This window comes from Xanthomonas sp. SHU 308, assembly GCF_000364645.1.
Classification (GTDB): domain Bacteria; phylum Pseudomonadota; class Gammaproteobacteria; order Xanthomonadales; family Xanthomonadaceae; genus Xanthomonas_A; species Xanthomonas_A sontii.
The window spans coordinates 1-19,702 of the sequence record NZ_AQOK01000022.1; the positions used below are offsets into that span (position 1 = coordinate 1).

Consider the following 19,702-nt stretch of genomic DNA (forward strand, 5'->3'; position numbering starts at 1 on the left):
CCCCGGATGAACAACCTACTGAGAGATCACAGCTAGCGCACCCTAGCCGGCCGCATGCGCGCAGGCGCCACGCCGTGCCGCCTGGCGCGCCCACAGGTAGATCAGCAGGCCGCCCACGGCCATCGCCGCGCCGACATAGCCGGTGGAGGTCCAACCCAGGCCGGCGCCGATCGCGATGCCGCCCAGCCACGGCCCCAGCGCGTTGGCCAGGTTGAACGCGGCATGGTTGGAGGCCGCGGCCAGGGTCTGCGCGTCGCTGGCCACGTCCATCAGGCGGGTCTGCAGCACCGGCGCCAAAGCGCCCATGCTGCCGACCGCGACCACCGCCGGCAGCACCGCCCACGGCGAAGTGGCCGCCAGCGGGAACACCAGCAACACCGCCAGCGACCACAGCAACACCAGCGGCACCGCGCGGAACTGCATCCGGTCGAACAGCCAGCCGCCGGCCAGATTGCCGAGCAGGCCGCCCAGCCCGAATGCGCCCATCGCCACCGGGATCCAGTGTTCGGACACGCCGGTGACCTCCATCAGGGTCGGTGCCAGATAGCTGAAGACGCAGAACATGCCGGCGAAGCCGATCGCGCCGATGCCCAGCGCCAGCCACACCTGCGTGCGGTTGAAGGCGCGCAGTTCGCGCAACGGCGAGGGCCGCGCCTCCTGCGGATCGGCCGGCAGCAGTCGCCACACCAGCACCACCGTCAGCACCGCGATCGCCGCGACCAGGGCGTAGGCATAGCGCCATTCCGCCACCTGACCAAGCCAGGTCGCCAGCGGGTTGCCGACCAGCACCGCCAGGTTGAGGCCGAGCAACACCCGGCTGACTGCCGCACCACGCTGGTCGGGCGGACCGATCGACGCGGCCACCAGGGTCGCCACACCGAAGTAGGCGCCATGCGGCAGGCCGGCGACGAAGCGCGCCAGCAGCATGCTGTGATAGTCCGGCGCCACCGCGCTGGCCAGATTGCCGAACGCATAGAAGCCCATCAGCGCCAGCAGCAGATCGCGGCGCGACCAGCGCGCGCCGAGGATCGCCAGCAGCGGCGCACCGACCACCACGCCCAGCGCATAGGCACTGATCAGATGCCCGACCTGCGGCGCATCGATGACCAGACCACGGCCGATGTACGGCATCAGCCCCATGGTGGAGAACTCGCTGGTGCCGATTGCGAAACCGCCCATCGCCAGCGCGAACAGGATCAGCACGTAGCCGCGCCGCGACAGCGGCGCCGTGGCGGATGAGGTCATGCGCACGTCCCGAAGGAAAGGGCCGCTCATTATTGTGCATTGCAGCAAGTCCTGCAGCCCCGCCTGCGCAACGCCGCGTTGCGCGGTGCCGCTGGTGGCGCCCGGGGTGGCGATGCCCTCGCGAAGGTGCCGCCGCAGCAACGCACTGTCCCACCGCACCGCCGCGAAACCGCCGCGCGCGCCCCCATGTCCTGCACGCACGCCGCCTTGCAGCGCCCCGCTGTAGGGTCGGCCGCCCCACCCACCACCGAGAGACCCACCGATGACCGACACCGCTTCCCCGCTGTTCACGCCGCTGCGCTTGGGCGCGATCGCACTGGCCAACCGCATCGTGATGGCGCCCCTGACCCGCAACCGTGCCGAAGGCGAAGGCCGCATCCCCTCGCCGCTGGCCGCCGAGTACTACGGCCAGCGCGCCAGCGCCGGCCTGCTCATCGCCGAGGCGACCCAGATCAGCCCGATGGGCCAGGGCTACAAGGACACCCCGGGGATCTACAGCGACGCACAGGTCGCGGCCTGGAAGAAAGTCACCGACGAGGTGCATCGCCGTGGCGGCAAGATCGTGCTGCAGCTGTGGCACGTCGGCCGCATCTCGCACGTCAGCCTGCTGCCGGGCGGCGCCGCCCCGGTGGCACCCAGCGCGCTGCGCGCCGATGCCAAGACCTTCACCGCCGAGGGCTTCACCGACGTCTCCGCCCCGCGCGCACTGCGCCTGGACGAGATCCCCGCGCTGATCGAGGACTTCCGCCGCGCTGCCCGCAACGCCATCGCCGCCGGCTTCGACGGCGTGGAAGTGCATGCCGCCAACGGCTACCTGATCGACCAGTTCCTGCGCGACGGCAGCAACCATCGCGACGACGCCTACGGCGGCAGCATCGAGAACCGCACCCGCCTGCTGTTCGAAGTGGTGGAGGCGGTGGCGCAGGAGATCGGCGCCGACCGTACCGGCGTGCGCCTGTCGCCGGTGACCCCGGCCAACGATGCGCGCGACAGCGACCCGCAGCCGCTGTTCGAGCGCGCGGTGGAACGCCTGGATCCGCTGGGCCTGGCCTTCGTGCACGTGATCGAAGGCGCCACCGGCGGCCCGCGCGACAACATCGCCTTCGACTACGCCGCGCTGCGCGCCAAGTTCCATGGTCCGTGGCTGGTCAACAACGGCTACGACAAGGTACTGGCCGAACAGACCGTGGCCTCCGGTCGCGCCGACGCGGTGGCGTTCGGCCGCCCGTTCATCGCCAACCCGGACCTGGTGGAACGACTGCGCCGCGACGCGCCCTTGAACCAGGTGGACGCCGACACGCTGTACGGCGGCGGCGCCAAGGGCTACACCGACTACCCGACGCTGGATTGATCGTGTCCTGCGGCGGCACCGCATCGGTGCCGCCGCGGCGGGCGATGCAGTGGGGCTCGCCCGCTCAGGCCTTGCGCAGGAAGCAGGTCTTCAGCACCAGGCCCTTGATCTTGTCCGAGTTGCCTTCGATGTGTTCGGCATCGTCCTCGACCAGGCGGATGCCGCGGATCACCGTGCCCTGCTTCAGCGGGATCGACGAGCCCTTGACCTTCAGGTCCTTGATCACCACCACCGTGTCGCCGGCCTGCAGCACGTTGCCGTTGCTGTCGCGTACCACCGTCGCCGCATCGTTGGCGGCGTCGGCCGCGACCGGCCACTCGTGGCCGCAGTCCGCGCACACCCAGTTGGCGCCGTCGACATAGGTGTTTTCCAGGGTGCATTGCGGGCAGGCGGGTGCGGCGGGCATGGGAATCCTTGATACGGCGACGACGGCGAGCCGCCTATTGTAGCCGCCCGCCCCGTGCCGCCGTGCGGCCGCGCCAGCCGCAGGAATGCCATGTCCGCCTCGTCCGGGTCCCGCCTCGCGATCTATGCCGCGCTCGCCGGCAATCTGGCCATCGCCATCGCCAAGTTCGTCGCCGCGGCGATCTCGGGCAGTTCGGCGATGCTCAGCGAAGGCGTGCATTCGCTGGTGGACACGGTCAACGAGCTGTTGCTGCTGTACGGCCTGCGCCGCGCCGCACGTCCCGCGGACGCCACCCATCCGTTCGGCCATGGACGCGAACTGTACTTCTGGAGCTTCATCGTCGCCCTGCTGGTGTTCGCGCTCGGCGCGGGGGTGTCGCTGTACGAGGGCATCGCCCACATCCGCGATCCGCAGCCGGCCAGCGACCACACCCTCAACTACATCGTGCTGGGGCTGTCGCTGTTGTTCGAGGGCGGCTCGTGGTGGGTCTCGCTGCGCGAGTTCCGCGCGCGCAAGGGCCGCCTTAGCTACGTACAGGCGTTCCGCGAGAGCAAGGACCCGAGCCTGTTCACCGTGCTGGTGGAAGACAGCGCAGCGTTGATCGGCCTGTTGATCGCGCTGGCCGGGCTGTTCGCAGCGCAATGGCTGGACATGCCGGAACTGGACGGCGTCGCCTCCGTCGGCATCGCCGCGGTGCTGGCCTGCTCGGCGTTCGTGCTGGCGCGCGAGACCAAGGGCCTGCTGATCGGCGAGCCGGCGGCGCGCCCGCTCGGCGACGCGCTGCGGCGCATTGCCGCGGCCGATCCGGATGTGTGCGCGGTCAACGGCGTACTCAGCGTGCAGATGGGGCCGGACCAGGTGGTGGCCGCGCTCAGCGCCGAGTTCGAGGACCAGCGCAGCACCGCGCAGATCGAAGCGTGCATCGAGCGCATCGAGGCCGCCGCGCGCGCCGAGCATCCGGAACTACAGGCGCTGTTCGTCAAGCCGCAGACCCCGGAGACCTGGCTGGCCCGGCGCACCGCGCTGCGCCGGCCGCCGCCGGCCTGAATGGCGGCGCCCCGACGCGACTTGCGGCCCTGCGCCGCTTTTCGTTAGGGTAGCCGGGTAGCACCCCCTCTCATCGCGCTGTGACTGTGCCGGCGTATCCCCCTTACTCACTGAACGAGGTTTCCCATGGAGATCGCCAACGGGCTTGTCGCCACCATCCACTACACCCTCACCGACGACGCCGGTGAAGTGATCGACCAGTCCTCGCCGGACAATCCGCTGAGCTACCTGCACGGCGCCGGCAACATCGTGCCGGGCCTGGAGAAGGCGCTGACCGGCAAGCGCACCGGCGAGTCGGTCACCGCCGACGTGATCCCGGCCGAGGGCTACGGCCCGCGCCACGAGCAACTGGTGCAGCAGGTGCCGCGCGGTTCGTTCCCGGATGCCGGGTCGCTGGCGCCGGGCATGCAGTTCCAGGCGCAGACCGACCAGGGCCCGCTGCTGGTCACGGTCACCGAGGTCGGCGAAGAACTGGTGACCATCGACGGCAACCACCCGCTGGCCGGGCAGGTGCTGCACTTCGCCGTGGAAGTGGCCGGCGTGCGCGAGGCCACCGAGCAGGAAAAGAACCAGGGCCACGCCGGCGCCGCGCTGTAAGCGACCCGGTTTCGCGTCCCCGACGAGGCCCGCCGATGCGGGCCTCGTGCGTTTGCGCCCGCGCTTGCGTCGCGCGACAGCTTGCCCCACAGTGCGCGGCCCCTCCCGCCCCCGGCACCGTCATGCGCCTCGGTATCGACTTCGGCACCAGCAATTCCGCCGCCGCCGCGGTGATCGACGGCCGCGTGGTGCCGATCGAGTTCGGCGCGCAGCAACAGTTCCGCACCACGGTGTACTTCCCCGAGGTGATGCGCGACCCGGCCGAGTTCGACCTGACCCCGGCGCTGGAACGGCAGGTGGACGAGCTGATCGAATCCGGCCGCCGCGACGCGCTCGCCGCCGGCCGCGAACGTAGCCCGGACGCACTGCGCCGCGATGCGATCCGGGTGGTGCGCCGGCAGTGGATGGAAACGCAGATGCGCGAGCCGCGCAGTTCCGCGGCACTGCTGCAGAACGCGGTATACGGCGACGACGCACTGGACGCGTATTTCGTCGAAGGCGAAGGCAACCTGGTGCAGAGCCCCAAGTCGATGCTGGGCTACAACCTGCACCCGCGCGCGCGCCAGACCATCACCGGCATCGCCGCGCACATTCTCGAACACATCCGCCTGACCGCCTCGCAGCAACTGGGCGTGCAGGTGCGCCGCGCCCTGCTCGGGCGCCCGGTGCAGTTCCGCAGCTCGATCGGCGAGGCCGGCAACGCGCAGGCGCTGGAGATCCTGCACAGCGCCGCGATCACCGCCGGCTTCGACGACGTCGCCTTCCTGGAGGAACCGGCCGCCGCGGCGATGCACTACCACGCGGTTAGCCGCGAGCGCCACGCCGCGGTGGTGGTGGACATCGGCGGCGGCACCACCGACATCGCCTACGCCAGCGTCGGCGGCGACGCCGCGCCGCAGGTGCACCGCGCCTGGGGCATCCCGCGCGGCGGCACCGACATCGACCTGGCGCTGAGCCTGGCCGGGTTCATGCCGCAGTTCGGCCGCGGCCTCACCCGCGTGCCCTCGCACCACTACGTCGAGGCGGCGATGGTGCAGGACACCACCCGCCAGCGCGATTTCCGCCAGCATCGCTACGACGCCGTCCCCGCGCCGTACGAGGCGCGCCTGCAGGCGCTGCAGGAACCGGGCAACACCGCGCGCCTGTACCGTGCGGTGGAGCGCAGCAAGATCCGCCTCAGCGACGCCGAGCGGCACGCAGAGACGCTGGACTACATCGAAGCCGGCTTGCAGGTGCAGGTACAGGCCGAGGAACTGGTGCAGGCCGCACGCAGCTACCTGGAAGCCCTGCAGGAGTTGCTGGCGCAGGTGCGCCAGGACATCGGCGGCGACCCGGCCGCGGTGTTCCTGACCGGCGGCATGTCGCGCGCCGGCTACCTGCAGCGCCTGGTCGCCGCGGCATTCCCGCAAGCGCGTCTGGTCCACGGCGACCCCTCGTTCGGCGTGGTGCAGGGCCTGGCGCTGGCCGCCGCGCAGGACTGACGCAGCACAGGCAGCACAGGCGTCGGCGGCCCCTCCCCGACCGGCCGCTCGCGGCCGGCGCGCCGCCTGCGGCCCGCATTGTTCATGCAGCGGGCGCACGACTGGCGTAGCATGGCGGCACGCTTCAGCGTCACGTCGCTACGCGCGTCTCGTCCGGCCGTTCCTGTCGCCCGACTCGCTTCCTTCTCGCGCCAACCTCCGTCCTTTGCCGGCCGGATCCTTCGGAGCGCCATGTCCCCCGCCCCTGCCACGCTCCAGATCGAGCGCCTGGCGTCGCCGCTTCAGCCGCCTCCCCGACCGACAGGTCCGGATAGAGGCGGCGACGCATGAGCGAGAGCGCGCGGGACGCGATCGACGCTGACATCGCCTGCGACCGCTGCGACGCGATCTGCTGCCGCCTGACCGTCCTGGTGATGCCGGACGACCACGTGCCCGAGCATCTCACCGAGTACACACGCGAGGGCCTGCACGTGATGGCGCGCGACGAGGACGGCTGGTGCGTGGCGGTGGATGGCGCGCGCATGTGTTGCTCCATCTACGCGCAGCGCCCGGCGGTCTGCCGCAAGTTCGCGATGGCCGGCCCGTACTGCCGCGAGATCCGCCGTACCCACCACGAGCAACTGACCCGTGGCATTCCCCTGACGATGTACTGACTGCAGGAGTTCCAGCATGGCACGACCGACCAGCACCACCGCTTCGCCCAGCGCCAGGAACACACGCGGCGCCAGCGCCGCGGACAAGGCGCAAAAGGGCCTCAGCCGCGAGCGCATCGAGGCCGACCTGGCCGCGTTCCACCAGGCCGGCGGCCGCGTCGAGGTGCTCGGCACCACCCGCGTGCTGAAGAAGGTCGACGTCGCCGACGCGGGCTAGCGCCCGCGCATCCCGCCGTCATCGCGCGCACCTGCGGCAGGACACGGCCGGACATGGACGCCGGTCCACGCCGCGCGAGGACGCGGCGCCTGGCACGCCACGACGGCGCCTCCGGTTGGCGCCGACGACCACACGGCCAGGCCCAACACGGCGTCCTCGGAGCGCCGGCGCCAGCGCGCAAGCACGGCACCGTCTTCACGCCAGAAGCGCATACTGCGATCTCTTCCACGGTCTCGTTTCGGCATGCTCCTGCGCTCCCTGTCCGCCGAACTCGGCCAGCCCGCCTGCGGCAACTGTCGCGATGGCGAGCCGCTGGATTTCGCCGTGCGCATGGCGTTCCAGCCGATCGTCGATGCCGCCACCCGCTCCATCTATGCCTACGAGGCGCTGGTGCGCGGCGAGGACGGCAGCGGCGCGGCGGCGGTGCTGGCGCGGGTGCGCCCGCAGCAGATGTACCGCTTCGACCAGACCTGCCGGGTGCAGGCGATCGCCACTGCCGCGCAGCTGGGCCTGCGCACGCGCCTGTCGATCAACTTCATTCCCAATGCGGTGTACGAACCGGCGACCTGCATCCGCCTGACCCTGAAGGCGGCCGAGCACTTCGGCGTGCCCACCGGCGACCTGATCTTCGAGTTGAGCGAGTCCGAACGCATCGCCGACCTGCCCAAGGTCGTGCGCATCCTGCGCGACTACGCGCAGCGCGGCTTCCTGACCGCGATCGACGACTTCGGCGCCGGCCACTCCGGCCTCAACCTGCTCGCCGATTTCCAGCCGCACCTGATCAAGCTGGACATGGCGCTGATCCGCGGCATCGACGGCAGCGCCGCGCGCCGCCACATCGTCGGCGGCATCGTCGCGATGGCCGCGCCACTGGGCTGCCGCATCCTCGCCGAGGGCGTGGAGACGCCTGCCGAGTACCGTGCACTGCGCGCGCTGGGCATCGACCTCTACCAGGGCTATCTGTTCGCCAAGCCGGCGCTGGAAGCCTTGCCGGACGTCACCGAGGCGCAGTGGGAGGCGCTGGAACGCGCCGGCTGAGCCGCCCACCGCCGCAGCGCACGCCAGCACGACTTGCCCGCGGCGGCCACGCTTGCGACCATCGCGCCTCCCCTGCGTGTTCCGAAGTGCAATGCCCTCGCTCCATACCCTGCTGCCGCCGTGGACGCACCGCTGGCTCGACGTGATCGTGCCCGGCGCGCAGATCGTGCTGATCGTGCTCGGCGCCTGGTTGTTGCGGACCTTGCTGCGACGGTTGATCCGGCGCCTGGGCGAGCACTACGCGCTGCCGCCGGAACTGGTGATGATGGCGCGCCGCGGCAGCGGCTTCGTGATCTACGCGGCGGCGCTGCTGCTGATCCTGGACCGCTTCGGCGTCTCCGGCACCGTGCTGTGGACCGCCTTCACCGGCTTCGCCGCGGTCGCGGCGGTGGCGTTCTTCGCCGCCTGGAGCGTGCTGTCCAACATCTTCTGTACGCTGTTGATCTTCACCACGCGCCCGTTCCGCCTGCACGACCACATCGAATTGCTGGAGAACGGCGAAAAGCCGGGACTGAAGGGCCAGGTGATCGACATCAACCTGATCTACACCACGCTGCGCGAGGAACGCGACGGCGACGGCGAGAGCGTGCTGCAGATCCCCAACAGCCTGTTCTTCCAGCGCAGCACGCGCCGCTGGCGCGGCCATCCGGTTCCATCCGGGCTGGGCTGAACGCCGCACGCCACCGACGCCGACGCTGACGCCACGCACATGACGCAGCCGCTATGGTCGATGCCAGCCGCCTAGCGCGGCGATCTCCCCTTTCCCGACCAGGTACTGCATGGAACCCGTCATTCATCCGTTCGCCGACCTCTTCGCCCAACTTGGCCTGCCCAACAGCGAAGGCGAGATTCGCCAGTTCATCGCCCAGCATGCGCCGCTGCCCGATGACATGCGCCTGGAAGAAGCCCCGTTCTGGACACCCGCGCAGGCACAACTGCTGCGCGAGGAGCGCCTGGAAGACGCCGACTGGGCGATCGTGGTCGATCAGCTCAACATCGCGCTGCACGCAAAGCCTGCGCTGGAGACCGATCGCGCCGGCTGAGCCTCAGCGCAGCTGGCTATCCTTGCTGCCGCGGCGGTTGTAGCCGCTGTGCTCGTGCTGCGCGCGGTCCTGCGCGTCCTGGCAGGCCACGCATAGGCGCACGCCCGGCACGGCCTTGCGCCGCGCCTCGGGAATCGGCGCGTCGCAATCCTCGCAGTGGCTCGATCCCGGGCCCTGCGGAAGTTGGCTGCGCGCCCGCTTGATCGCATCCTCGACGGTCGCATCGATCTGGTCCTGCACCGCGCCGTCGCCTGCCCACCCAGTGGCCATGGTCGTCTCCGCACTGTTGCCTTGCCTGGATGATGCGGCCGGCACCGGCGAATGCAATGCACGCCGGCTTCACCTCGCCGAGACGTTCATGCAGCGCCGCCCGGCGTCCCGCCTCACCAGATCAGGTCGTCCGGGACCTTGAACTGGCTGTAGTACGGATCGTCCTCGCCGCTGGCCGGCGTTGCCGCCAGCGCATCGAACACGATGGTCGCCGGATCGCGCGCGACGATCTTCTCCACGACCGCGCGCGGCACCGGCACATAGCCGGCATCCAGCCGCGCGATCGCCACGCTGCCGGCGATCAGCTGCGCGCGCAGTGCCGCATCCACGCGCAGCCGCTGGATCTTGCCGGCATCGGTGAAGTGGTAGTCGATCTCGCCGTCGGCCTTGAGCTTGTGGCTTTCGACCAGTTGCCGTGCCTGCACGCGCTGCTCCTGCGCACGCGCCTGTGCATTGCGCTCGGCGGACAGCGCACGATCGCGCTCCACCCGTTCCTGCCGTAACCGCTCGCTCTCCAGCTGCTCGGCACTGGGCGGCGGCGGGGTCTTGCCCTGCCGCGCCTTGGCCTGCTCGCGCGCGACCTGCGCCACCTGGCTCTTCTTCACCAGGCCGGCCTTGAGCAGTTGCTCCTGCAGGGGATTGCGCATCGGAAGCGTCCACGGACTCGGAATCGGGAGGCGCATGATACCCGCAGCGCCGGTGCCCGCCCGCGAAGGCCGCCCACGGCGGATGCCCCGCCGCGCGCGGCAGGCTAAGGTGGCGGGATGGACACCCTGCGCTACCTCGTCGGCTACCCACCCCAGGTCCTGGACCAGGTGCGCGAACTGATCGCGCGCCAGCGCCTGGGCGACTGGCTGCGCCGCCGCTACCCCGAGGCCAACACGGTGCGCACCGATCGCCAGTTGTACGACTACACGCAGGCGCTGAAGGACCGTTGCATGCGCAGCGCCGAGCCGCTGCACAAGGTGATCTACGACAACCGCCTGCAGGCGGTGAAGCATGCGCTGGGCACCCACACCACGGTGTCGCGGGTGCAGGGCGGCAAGCTCAAGGCCAGCCGCGAGATCCGCATCGCCGGCGTGTTCCGCGACGCGCCGGCGGCGTTCCTGCCGATGATCGTGGCCCACGAACTGGCGCACCTGAAGGAAAGCGCGCACAACAAGGCCTTCTACCAGCTGTGCGCACACATGACGCCGGACTACCACCAGTTGGAGTTCGACCTGCGTCTCTACCTGACCCAGTTGGAACTGGGCGAGCACTGAGGCGCCGCTGCGTGGCAGCGTCCCCGCGACGCCCGTACACTGCGCCCCCGACCGATCGCCTACTGCCGATGTCCAGCCCCGTCCGTCTCGACAAGCATCTCGCCGCCCTGCTGCCGTGTTCGCGCGGCGAGGCGCAGCAGTACATCGAGGGCGGCTGGGTCAGCGTGGACGGCGTGGTGGTCGAGGAACCGCAGACGCCGATCACCGCCCAGCAGGTGACGCTGGCGCCCGACGCGCAACTCGGCCCGGCGCAGGCGGTCACGCTGCTGCTGCACAAACCGGCCGGGATGCGCGCCGAAGACGCGCTCGCGCTGGCGACGCCAGGTAACCGCAGCGCGCTGGATGCCAGCGACATGCGTGTGCTCAAGCGCCATTTCCTGCGCCTGAGTCTGCCGCTGCCATTGGAGACCGAGGCCAGCGGATTGCTGGTGCTGAGCCAGGACCGCCGCGTGCTGCGGCGGCTGAGCGAGGATGCGGCCACGCTGGAGCAGGAGTTCGTGGTGGAGGTGAGTGGCACGTTGCAGCCCTACGGCCTGCATCGGCTTGCGCACGGCCTGCGCCATGGCCAGCGCACGCTGCCGCCGTGCAAGGTCAGCTGGCAGAGCGAACAGCGCCTGCGCTTCGCGATCAAGCACGTGCAGCCGGGCCAGTTGCACGACATGTGCGCGCAGGTCGGGCTGGAAGTGACCGGCCTGCGCCGCCTGCGCATCGGCCGCATTCCGCTGGGCAAGCTGGCGCCGGGCGAGTGGCTCTATCTGCCGGAGGGTGAGCGGTTCTGAGGAGCGGCGGGCGCTGCGGCGATCATTTGTTGTCAGCGGCCGTACCCTCACCCCAACCCCTCTCCCGGGGGGAGAGGGGCTAGGAGCGCGCGCGGTGACTCAGGGCTTTGCCAGCGCGCGCTGGATCGCCTGCTCGGCCAGTGGCGCCATCACCGCATAGCCGGCGTTGTTGGGGTGCACGCCATCGATGGCCACGGTCTTGTCCATGCCGCCGTCGCGGTTGCTCAGCTTGCTGTAGTAGTCCAGGTACACCGCGTCGTGCTGCTGCGCGTACTGCTGCATCCACGCGTTGAGCGCACGCACCTTCTGCGCCGGCTGCAGGCCCGGCCGCCACGGATAGTCGGTCACCGGCAACACCGAAGCCAGCACCACCTTGATGTGATGCGCCTGCGCAAGCTCGGTCATCGCGCTGAGGTTGTCCTCGATCATCTCCTGCGTGGATAGCCCGGTATTGCCGGCCAGGTCATTGGTGCCGGCCAGGATCACCACCACCGCCGGCTTCAGGTCGATCACGTCCTGGCGGAAGCGCACCAGCATCTGCGCGGTGGTCTGCCCGGAAATGCCGCGATTGACGTAGGCGGACTTGCCGGGGAAGAACGTGGTGCCTTCGCGACGGCCCCAGGCGTCGGTGATGGAGTCGCCGTAGAACACCACGCGCGGCGCGTCTGCGGCCGGCGCCGGCAACGCGGCATTGTCGGCGCGATAGCGCTGCAGTTGCGCCCAGTCCAGCAGGCGCTGCTGCATCGCCTTCACTTCGTCGGGCTTGAGCGTGTCCGGCGCACGCGTGTACAGCGCATCGACCTTGCCCTCCAGCGCCGCGGTGGACACGGGCGTTGCCGCCTGCACGGCGCCGGCGGCCGTGGCGCACAGCGCGATGGCGAGGGACAACAGCGAGGGGCATTTCATCGAGGCATTCCTTGTGCGGACAACGGTGATCGCACAGTGTAACCAACCGCTCGCACCGCCCATGCGGCGTCGCCGCAGCGCACTGCGGGCACGTCGGACTGCACCGCAATTCAGCCCGCGCTCACGCGGCGAATCCTGCACACGGAATCGATGGCGCATATCGCCACGCGCCACGCGGACGCAATCTGCCGCGCCGTGTCGATGCGCGGCAACACGCCGCCGCGACGGCCATCGCAGCCCGCGACGACATGCGTCACGCGCGTGCCGGCACGATGACAGCGCGATGCCGCTGCCATCGTTTTTCGCTATCGCAGCAACCTTTTGCAAAGGCCCTAACTTTTTCGTAAGTACATGACACACAAGGATTTCCGCTTCTAGGATGGCCGCGGACGTGACGGGGGGATCCTCACTCCCAAGCCCGAAGGACATCCATGAAAACGCGTGATGCACACCAGAACCACTCCCGCCTGCGGCTGGCGTTGATTCCCGGCTTGATGTTCAGCGCAATGGCGATGGCGCAGTCCGCAGGCACCGCAGCGGCGACGACCGACACCAGCGCCGCCAGCGCACAATGGCGCAGCACGTTCTCCGGCGGCACGCCGTTCGCCACGCACAGCCTCTGGGACAGCGCCGGCGGCGGCTTCCTCAACACCCGCTTCGCGCCCGGCGAATGGCAGATCACCCCGTTCAACGCGGCGCGCCTGAAGACCGCGTGGACCTTCACCACGCAAGGCGACGTCTCCGCCACGCCGACCGTGCAGGGCACGGCGCTGTACGTGCCGGACTGGGGCGGCCAGCTGTATCGCATCGACACCGACCTGGGCAAGGCGGTGTGGCAGGTGAAGCTGGCCGACTACACCGGCATCGCCGGTTCGCTGTCGCGCAACAGCCCGGCGATCGCGCGCGACAGCGTGCTGGTCGGCGACCAGGCCAGCGGCACGGTGCTGGCGATCGACAAGGCCACCGGCAAGCTGCTGTGGAAGACCCTGGTCGAGTCCAACCCGCAGGCGCGCATCACCGCCTCGCCGGTGATCTACGGCGACCGCGTCTACGTCGGCGTGTCCTCCGGCGACTGGGGCGGACTGAGCGCCGGCTACAAGTATTCCTTCCGCGGCAGCGTCGCCGCGTTGGATCTGAAGACCGGCAAGCTGCTGTGGAGCTTCCGCACCACGCCGGAGGGCTACACCGGTGCCTCGGTGTGGGGCACGCTGGCGATCGATCCGCTGCGCCAGCGCGTCTACGCCACCACCGGCAACAACTACTCGGTGCCGACCGAGGTGGCCAGCTGCGTCAAGAACGCCAACGGCGACAAGACCGCGCAACTGGCGTGCATGGCGCCGGACAACTACGTCGACTCGGTGCTGGCGCTGGACATGCGCAGCGGCAAGCCGGTGTGGACGCGCCGCCTGCAGGGCGCCGACGCCTGGTCGCTGTCGTGCCTGGTCGCGCCGACCAATGGCCTGTGCCAGGACCCGCAGGGGCCGGACTACGACTTCAGCGGCGGCGGCGCCAACCTGTTCACGGCGATCCGCAACGGCAAGCCGCAGGCGCTGGTCGGTGCCGGCCAGAAGAGCGGCGTGTACTGGGCCTTCGACGCCGACACCGGGCAGACCGTGTGGTCGACCCAGGTCGGCCCGGGCGGCACCGCCGGCGGCATCGAGTGGGGCTCGTCGGTGGATCCGTTCTCCGGTCGCGTGTACGTGGCCATCAACAACAACGAGCACACGCCGTACACGCTGGCGCCGGGCAACACCGAGACCTGGAACGCCGGCTCCTGGGCCGCGCTGGATGCGGCCAGCGGCAAGATCCTCTGGCAGGTCAAGGTGCCGGGCACCGATCCGGTGCAGACCGCGTTCGGCGCCGGCGGCCGCGGCCCGCTGGCGTCGTCGCCGGGCCTGGTCTATGCCGGCTCGATGTCCGGCGCGATGACCGTGCTCGATGCCAAGACCGGCGCCACGCTGTGGAGCTTCGATGCCGGCGGCTCGGTGTCCAGCGCACCGGCGATCGTCGATGGTGCGGTGTACTGGGGTGCGGGCTACAGCCGCTTCAACTTCGGCACCGGGGTCAACAAGCTGTACAAGTTCGTGCCGTCGAACCGGCGCCGCTGAGCGCAGCTCAGGGCCGCCTCTTCGGTTGTAGTGCCTCTCCTGCGAATGCCTCTCCTGCGCAAGCGGGAGAGGCTGTTGCACGACGATCGAGCGCATCGCGAAGCGCAAGGCGTCAGGTGAGATCACGTGGCGCGCGTACGCTTGGACAGCGCGCGCTGCGACGAGAGCTGACACGAGGCAACGCCAGGCCCATGAAGATCCGGCGGGCTCCGCTTCCCGAGAAGCCCGCCGACGATCAGCTGACCGCTCAGTTGAACGTGTAGTCCAGGGTCAGGAACATTTCCCGGCCGTTGTACTCGCTCGCGGTCTGCCCGGTGGTGACGAACTCGAAGCCGCCGGCGTAATACGGAATCGCACCGACCTTGTCGAAGATGTTCGACACGGTGAGCTTCGCATGCAGATCCGGCGTGACCTGCAGGCCGACCGAGCCGTTCCAGGTGATCCAGGCCGGCGCGTGGCCCCGATAGGTCGTATCCGGCACGGTCACCTGGTTGCCGTCCTGGGTGACCTGGCAGACGCCGGTGGACACCGTGTTGCCGCCATTGGACACGGTGACCATGCCGGGCTGGATGCCGTTGGGCAGCACGTCGCAGCCGGCGTAGTTGGGGGCACGCATGCGGCCATTGCGCACGCCGGAGATCGACACGTTCCAGCGGCCCTTGGTCCAGTCGGCGATCCAGGTCATGCGGCTGGCCACGTTCTGATAGCGGGTGTTCTGCAACGGATCCGACGCCAGCACGCGCTGCTTGTACGACAGGTTGTTGGTGTAGTTGATGCCGGCGCGGAAGTCGCCGTAGCCGTCGGTGTGGAACTTGTAGTCCAGCGTCGCATCGACGCCGGCCACGTACAGCGAGGCTTCGTTGATCGGGCCCGATTGCACCGACACGATCTGGCCGTTGGCGTCGCGCTTCACCATCTGGGTGACCATCCGGCAGTACTCCGATCCGGCCACGTGCGCCGTGTACGGCGACAGGCCCGACGTCCCGTTCGGCTTCAGCCCGGTCAGGCAGCCGGCTTCGTCGGCCAGCACGGTGTCCTGGCCGAGGTACTGGATGGCGTTGTCCACGCCCATGTTCCAGTAGTCGGCCGACACCGACAGCCCCTGCACGCCCGGCACCTGCCAGACGAACCCGTAGGTCCAGGAGTGGCCGGTCTGCGGCAGCAGCAGGCGGCTGCCGTTGGTGTAGAGCGTGTAGTACTGCGACCCGGGACGCTGCACGCTGTTGCACCAGGTGTTGTTGTTCTGCCCGGCCTTGATCGCGTTCACGCACTGCAGCGGGTCGGCGTAGAAGCCCACCGGCGAGGTCGAACCGGTCAGGTAGATGGCCTGCATGTCCGGCGCCTTGAAGTTGGTGCCGTAGCTGCCGCGCAGCAGCAGACCGTCGTACGGGCGCCATTCCAGGCCCGAGCCCCAGGTACGGGCGATGTCGGCACGGCTGGCGTCGTTGTACTTGTCCAGGCGGCCGGACAGCGTCCAGGTCACCGACTCCAGCACCGGCACGCGGAACTCCGTGCCCAGCGAGAAACGCTGCCGGGTGCCGGCACCGGTGAGGTAGGCGCCGAACGGGTTCTGGAACGTGGACGGATCGGCCGCACGCGGGTCGGGCGACAGCCTGAAGCCGTTGTGTGCGGCTTCGAGCACCGCGGCCCAGCCCACCGACCGATCGGCCCAGGGCAGCTTGAACAGGTCGCCGTTGACGCGCAGCTGCGCCTGGTCGAGCCAGGACGACGCGGTGTTCACGCCGGTCACCGCGAACCGGTCGTACTGCTGCGGGGTGATCGGGTTCCAGAACTGCTGCCAGTTGAACGCGTAGATAGGCAGGCCGTCGGCGGTGGTGCCCTGCTGCTGGCCGAGGAAGAAGGTGTTGGTGGCCTGCGCGTTGTAGCCGGTGAACGCCTCGCGGACGATGTACTTCTGGGTGTTGAGGTTGAGGTCCCAATTGAAACGGCCGTCGAACACGGTGCCGCGCAGGCCGGCCTGCAGGTTCCAGTTGCGCTCGCGGTCGTAGGTGTTGGCGCTGACGCCGATCTCTTTCTGGGTCAGCTGGCGGATCACCTGGTTGACCGTCTGCCCGGTGGTCTGGTCGTAGAACGGGCCGGCGCTGAACACGTTGAGCTGCGTGTTGGAGATGCCCACGGTCTGGTACAGCGCGGCCGATCCGTAGAACTGCAGACCGTTCTGGAAGTCGTACTCGCCCGACAGATAGCCGCTGTTGCTGATGCTGCCCGGGGTCAGCACCCAGTTCTGGAACAGCGCCGGCTGCGCGCAGTAGAAGCCGTTGTCGGTGACGCCGGTGACCTGGGTGCCGTTGGTGGTCACCGAGTGCGATTGGGTCAGGCGCGAGTTGGTGAACTTGTCGCAGGTGCCGGCGGGCGGCGTGATGTAGCGGCCGTTGGCGTCGGTGGCCGACAGGGCGATCGCGCCGGCGGCATCGTACTGGTAGCCGAACATGCGCGAGGCCGGACCCCAGGCGCCGTAGCCCGCGTCGGCCACGGAATCCTGGTAGGACCTGTCCATGCCCCACAGCGCGCTGCGGTTGGAGTGCTCCAAATTGTAGGTCACGTGCCAGTTGTCGCCCGCGCGGCCACCGACGTAGTTGATGTCGCCGTATCGGCGGCCGCCACGCGTCGCGCCGCCCGCAGTGACCTGCAACTGGTTGCCCTGGTAGTTCTTCTTCAGGATCACGTTCACCACGCCGGCGACCGCGTCCGAGCCGTAGATCGACGACGCGCCGGAGGCCAGCACTTCGACGTGATCGATCATCCCGGTGGGGAGGTTGTTGAAGTTCTGGAAGTTGCTCTGCTTGTTGAGCGGCTGCGGGTAGTCGACCACCCGATGGCCATCGATCATCAGCAGGCTGAAACCGGGGCCGAGTCCGCGCAGGTTCACCGAGCGCGCATTGACCGAACTGGAGCCCCACGAGGCCGGGTCGGACACCTGCTGGCCCACCTGCGGCAGCGAGTCGAGGAATTCCCACAGCGTGGTGTAGCCCTGCTTCTTGATCTCTTCGCCGGTGATGGTGACCACCGGCGCAGGGCCTTCGACCTCCACGCGCGGGATCAGCGATCCGGTGACCGTCACCGCCTTGAGTTCGACCGGCTTGTCGGCCTTGCCGGCGCCATTGGGCGGGGCCGCGTCATCGGGCGCGGATTGCGCCATGACAGAAGGTGCCCACAGCGCGAGCGCAACGGAACTGGCGATGAGTCCACGCCGGAAAGCGGTTCTGTTCACTGGTCTCCCCCCACAGGAGCGATCGATGTTCGAGATGTGCCGAGCCCGCCCTAGCCCCCTTGCCTCGCGCGGGCCGTCCGCAAGGCGGTGCATACAAGAACGAAAAGTTCATATATGCGACGCCAGCGTTATAGGCCGAGTTTGAATCGATGCAAGCTGCGTCGCAGCACGCCAGATGCCGATTCAAGTGATTGAATCTACTGAAATTTGTCGGAAAGATTGCAGAAAGGTGGCGGCCGGCCAGGGCCCTGCTCGGCGGGAGCGTCCGCGCCTTGCTTCATGCGGTTCGGCGGGGCGGCCTGAGCCGCTGGTGCGCGTGTGCGGGGGGACTGGCCGACGTCCGTGTCGACGTGTCGATCAGGCCGCTCCAGATAGCGCTACCCATCCTGCCCTTCCCACTCGATCGGGCACGTATCCGCATTGCAGCGCCCATGCAACGGTGCCGCTGCGGCATGGCGGCACAGTGCGCTTCTTTCGCGCCATCACACGCAATGTGAGCAGCTGTCTACGAAACCGGCCCTCCGAGCGTGACGCCTGACACGCAATCGCTCCGGCGTCGTCCGTAGCCTCGGCAGGCACCCTGAACTCGGGTGCAATGGCATCCGGTCCCCTGCCGGATGGTCTCGTCCCTCTTCGCAGAAGGAAGATCGATGAATCGCAAGCATGCGTTGTACCTGGCGTTGCTCGCCGGCATTGCCGGCATGTCCCCCGCCGCCATGGCTGCCACTCCCCCAGCAGCCGAAATGGATTCCGCCCCGGTCGAAGCCCGCCCGGATGCCGCCGCGCTCGGTGGCGCGGAACTGCGCAGCCTTCCCCCGGGCAGCGCGCACGCCCCCCGCCTGATCGAACTTGCCGCGCCCGACAGCAGCAAGGCCGCGGCGATGAAGCAGGCACGCGGGCAACAGGTCAAGCACGGCCAGCCGCTGCAGATCGGCTTTTCCCGCGACGTCGCCAAGCCCGACATCAACCTGCGTCGCCTGCGCTGGCAGACCCTGCCCAACGGCGCCCAGGTCACCAGTTTCGAAATCGCCTCGACCAACGCGCAGGCGCTGCGTGCAGCGCTGCAGCTCAGCGGCAGCGGCGCCCAGCCCGGCGATCCGCGCAAGGCGACGCTGCGCTTCGCCGGCGACGACGGCCGCGTGTTCCAGCAGAGCGGCGCCGAGTTCGCCGGTAGCCAGCCCGGCTGGTCGGCAGTGATCGCCGGCGCGCGCATGGTGGTGGAGATCGAGCTGCCGGCGGGCCAGTACCCGCAAGGCTTCGCGCTGAAGATCCCGCAGCTCTCGCACCTGGACATCAGCCCGGTGGCCAGCGAGACGATGATGCGGCCGATGATCGGCGAGAGCGATTCGTGCGAGCGCGACATCGTCTGCCGCGCCAACCCGACCTCCGGCTTCACCTCGGCGGCCAAGTCGGTGGCGCGCATGACCTTCACCAGCGGCGGCAGCACCTACCTGTGCACCGGCACCCTGCTCAACAACAGCAATTCGCCGAAGAAAGCGATGTTCTGGAGCGCGGCGCACTGCATCAGCACCCAGACCGTGGCCAATACGCTGCAGACCTACTGGTTCTACGACGCCACCACCTGCGGCGGCTCCACGGTCAATTCCAACTACACCACCCTCGGCGGCGGCGCCTACCTGCGCTATACCAACACCACGCGCGACACCACGCTGCTCGAACTCAAGAGCGCTCCGCCGAGCGGCGCGTTCTACGCGGGCTGGAGCAGTTCGGCGATCGGCTCGACCGGCACCGCGATCGAGGGCATCCACCACCCGGCCGGCGACGTCAAGAAGTACTCGCTGGGCAAGGTCACCGCGCTGTCCAGCTCCATCGACGGCAAGTCGCCGCTGTATCGCGTGCAGTGGAGCACCGGCGTCACCGAAGGCGGCTCGTCCGGCTCCGGCCTGTTCACCGTCAACAGCAGCGGCGCCTACCAATTGCGCGGCGGCCTGTATGGCGGCACCTCGTACTGCAGCGCACCGAGCGATCCCGACTACTACTCGCGCTTCGCCGACGTGTATTCGTCGATCCAGCAGTATCTGAGCCCGTAAGCCAAGGTCCGGGAGG

19 protein-coding genes are annotated in these 19,702 nt (G+C 69.2%); 13 read left to right on the forward strand and 6 right to left on the reverse strand.

All coding sequences use genetic code 11. The features are described 5' to 3' along the window. Positions 1-42 precede the first annotated feature (42 nt). Positions 43-1,245, reverse strand: coding sequence for an MFS transporter (locus D588_RS0101155; protein ID WP_017914391.1), 1,203 nt, complete (start codon positions 1,243-1,245; stop codon positions 43-45). 262 nt (positions 1,246-1,507) lie between these two features. Here D588_RS0101155 and D588_RS0101160 point away from each other — a divergent pair, with 262 nt between their 5' ends. Next, positions 1,508-2,596, forward strand: coding sequence for an alkene reductase (locus tag D588_RS0101160; protein ID WP_017914683.1), 1,089 nt, complete (start codon positions 1,508-1,510; stop codon positions 2,594-2,596). Positions 2,597-2,660: 64 nt separating this feature from the next. On the opposite strand, the gene D588_RS0101165 is transcribed toward D588_RS0101160, so the two are convergent. Continuing rightward, complete coding sequence (locus D588_RS0101165; RefSeq protein WP_017908239.1) at positions 2,661-3,002, reverse strand: zinc ribbon domain-containing protein YjdM; 342 nt, start codon at positions 3,000-3,002, stop codon at positions 2,661-2,663. A gap of 90 nt (positions 3,003-3,092) precedes the next feature. On the opposite strand from D588_RS0101165, the gene D588_RS0101170 reads away from it, so the two are divergent. The 8 genes from D588_RS0101170 to D588_RS0101205 all read left to right on the forward strand — a co-directional run bounded on the left by D588_RS0101170 (position 3,093) and on the right by D588_RS0101205 (position 9,078). Then, entirely contained in the window at positions 3,093-4,049 is a 957-nt protein-coding gene (locus tag D588_RS0101170) for a cation diffusion facilitator family transporter (RefSeq protein WP_017914684.1), read from the forward strand. 126 nt (positions 4,050-4,175) lie between these two features. Beyond that, positions 4,176-4,646 carry a peptidylprolyl isomerase gene (locus D588_RS0101175; protein ID WP_017908237.1) on the forward strand — a complete coding sequence of 157 codons (471 nt, stop codon included), beginning with the start codon at positions 4,176-4,178 and terminating at the stop codon, positions 4,644-4,646. 122 nt (positions 4,647-4,768) lie between these two features. After that, entirely contained in the window at positions 4,769-6,127 is a 1,359-nt protein-coding gene (locus D588_RS0101180; RefSeq protein WP_017914685.1) for an Hsp70 family protein, read from the forward strand. Positions 6,128-6,453: 326 nt separating this feature from the next. Next, positions 6,454-6,780, forward strand: coding sequence for a YkgJ family cysteine cluster protein (locus D588_RS0101185; protein WP_017914686.1), 327 nt, complete (start codon positions 6,454-6,456; stop codon positions 6,778-6,780). A gap of 16 nt (positions 6,781-6,796) precedes the next feature. Continuing rightward, positions 6,797-6,997 carry a hypothetical protein gene (locus D588_RS0101190; protein WP_017908234.1) on the forward strand — a complete coding sequence of 67 codons (201 nt, stop codon included), beginning with the start codon at positions 6,797-6,799 and terminating at the stop codon, positions 6,995-6,997. A 243-nt stretch (positions 6,998-7,240) separates the two neighbouring features. After that, complete coding sequence (locus D588_RS0101195) at positions 7,241-8,035, forward strand: EAL domain-containing protein (protein WP_017914687.1); 795 nt, start codon at positions 7,241-7,243, stop codon at positions 8,033-8,035. Positions 8,036-8,126: 91 nt separating this feature from the next. Continuing rightward, complete coding sequence (locus D588_RS0101200) at positions 8,127-8,705, forward strand: mechanosensitive ion channel domain-containing protein (RefSeq protein WP_017908232.1); 579 nt, start codon at positions 8,127-8,129, stop codon at positions 8,703-8,705. A gap of 109 nt (positions 8,706-8,814) precedes the next feature. Further along, positions 8,815-9,078 (forward strand): DUF2789 domain-containing protein, encoded by a 264-nt coding sequence (locus D588_RS0101205; RefSeq protein WP_017914688.1) that lies wholly within the window; start codon positions 8,815-8,817, stop codon positions 9,076-9,078. Positions 9,079-9,081: 3 nt separating this feature from the next. Here the strand turns inward: D588_RS0101205 and D588_RS0101210 are convergent, their stop codons facing one another. Continuing rightward, entirely contained in the window at positions 9,082-9,348 is a 267-nt protein-coding gene (locus D588_RS0101210) for a DksA/TraR family C4-type zinc finger protein (RefSeq protein WP_017914689.1), read from the reverse strand. A 113-nt stretch (positions 9,349-9,461) separates the two neighbouring features. Then, a complete protein-coding gene (locus D588_RS0101215; protein ID WP_017908230.1) occupies positions 9,462-9,995 on the reverse strand; it encodes a DUF2058 domain-containing protein in 534 nt (177 codons plus the stop codon). Between the two features lie 117 nt (positions 9,996-10,112). Here D588_RS0101215 and D588_RS0101220 point away from each other — a divergent pair, with 117 nt between their 5' ends. Together D588_RS0101220 and D588_RS0101225 are read left to right on the forward strand one after the other, a co-directional pair. Beyond that, positions 10,113-10,610, forward strand: coding sequence for a M48 family metallopeptidase (locus tag D588_RS0101220; RefSeq protein WP_017908229.1), 498 nt, complete (start codon positions 10,113-10,115; stop codon positions 10,608-10,610). 68 nt (positions 10,611-10,678) lie between these two features. Further along, entirely contained in the window at positions 10,679-11,389 is a 711-nt protein-coding gene (locus D588_RS0101225) for an rRNA pseudouridine synthase (protein ID WP_017914690.1), read from the forward strand. A 99-nt stretch (positions 11,390-11,488) separates the two neighbouring features. On the opposite strand, the gene D588_RS0101230 is transcribed toward D588_RS0101225, so the two are convergent. After that, on the reverse strand, positions 11,489-12,295 hold the full coding sequence (locus D588_RS0101230) for an SGNH/GDSL hydrolase family protein (RefSeq protein WP_017914691.1): 807 nt from the start codon (positions 12,293-12,295) through the stop codon (positions 11,489-11,491). 506 nt (positions 12,296-12,801) lie between these two features. Here D588_RS0101230 and D588_RS0101235 point away from each other — a divergent pair. Next, positions 12,802-14,403, forward strand: coding sequence for a PQQ-binding-like beta-propeller repeat protein (locus D588_RS0101235; RefSeq protein WP_017914692.1), 1,602 nt, complete (start codon positions 12,802-12,804; stop codon positions 14,401-14,403). Positions 14,404-14,650: 247 nt separating this feature from the next. On the opposite strand, the gene D588_RS0101240 is transcribed toward D588_RS0101235, so the two are convergent. After that, positions 14,651-17,563, reverse strand: a complete 2,913-nt coding sequence (locus D588_RS0101240) for a TonB-dependent receptor (RefSeq protein WP_017914693.1) — start codon at positions 17,561-17,563, stop codon at positions 14,651-14,653. Positions 17,564-18,285: 722 nt separating this feature from the next. Here D588_RS0101240 and D588_RS0101245 point away from each other — a divergent pair. Then, positions 18,286-19,686 carry an endoproteinase ArgC gene (locus tag D588_RS0101245; protein WP_026143237.1) on the forward strand — a complete coding sequence of 467 codons (1,401 nt, stop codon included), beginning with the start codon at positions 18,286-18,288 and terminating at the stop codon, positions 19,684-19,686. Positions 19,687-19,702: the final 16 nt, after the last annotated feature.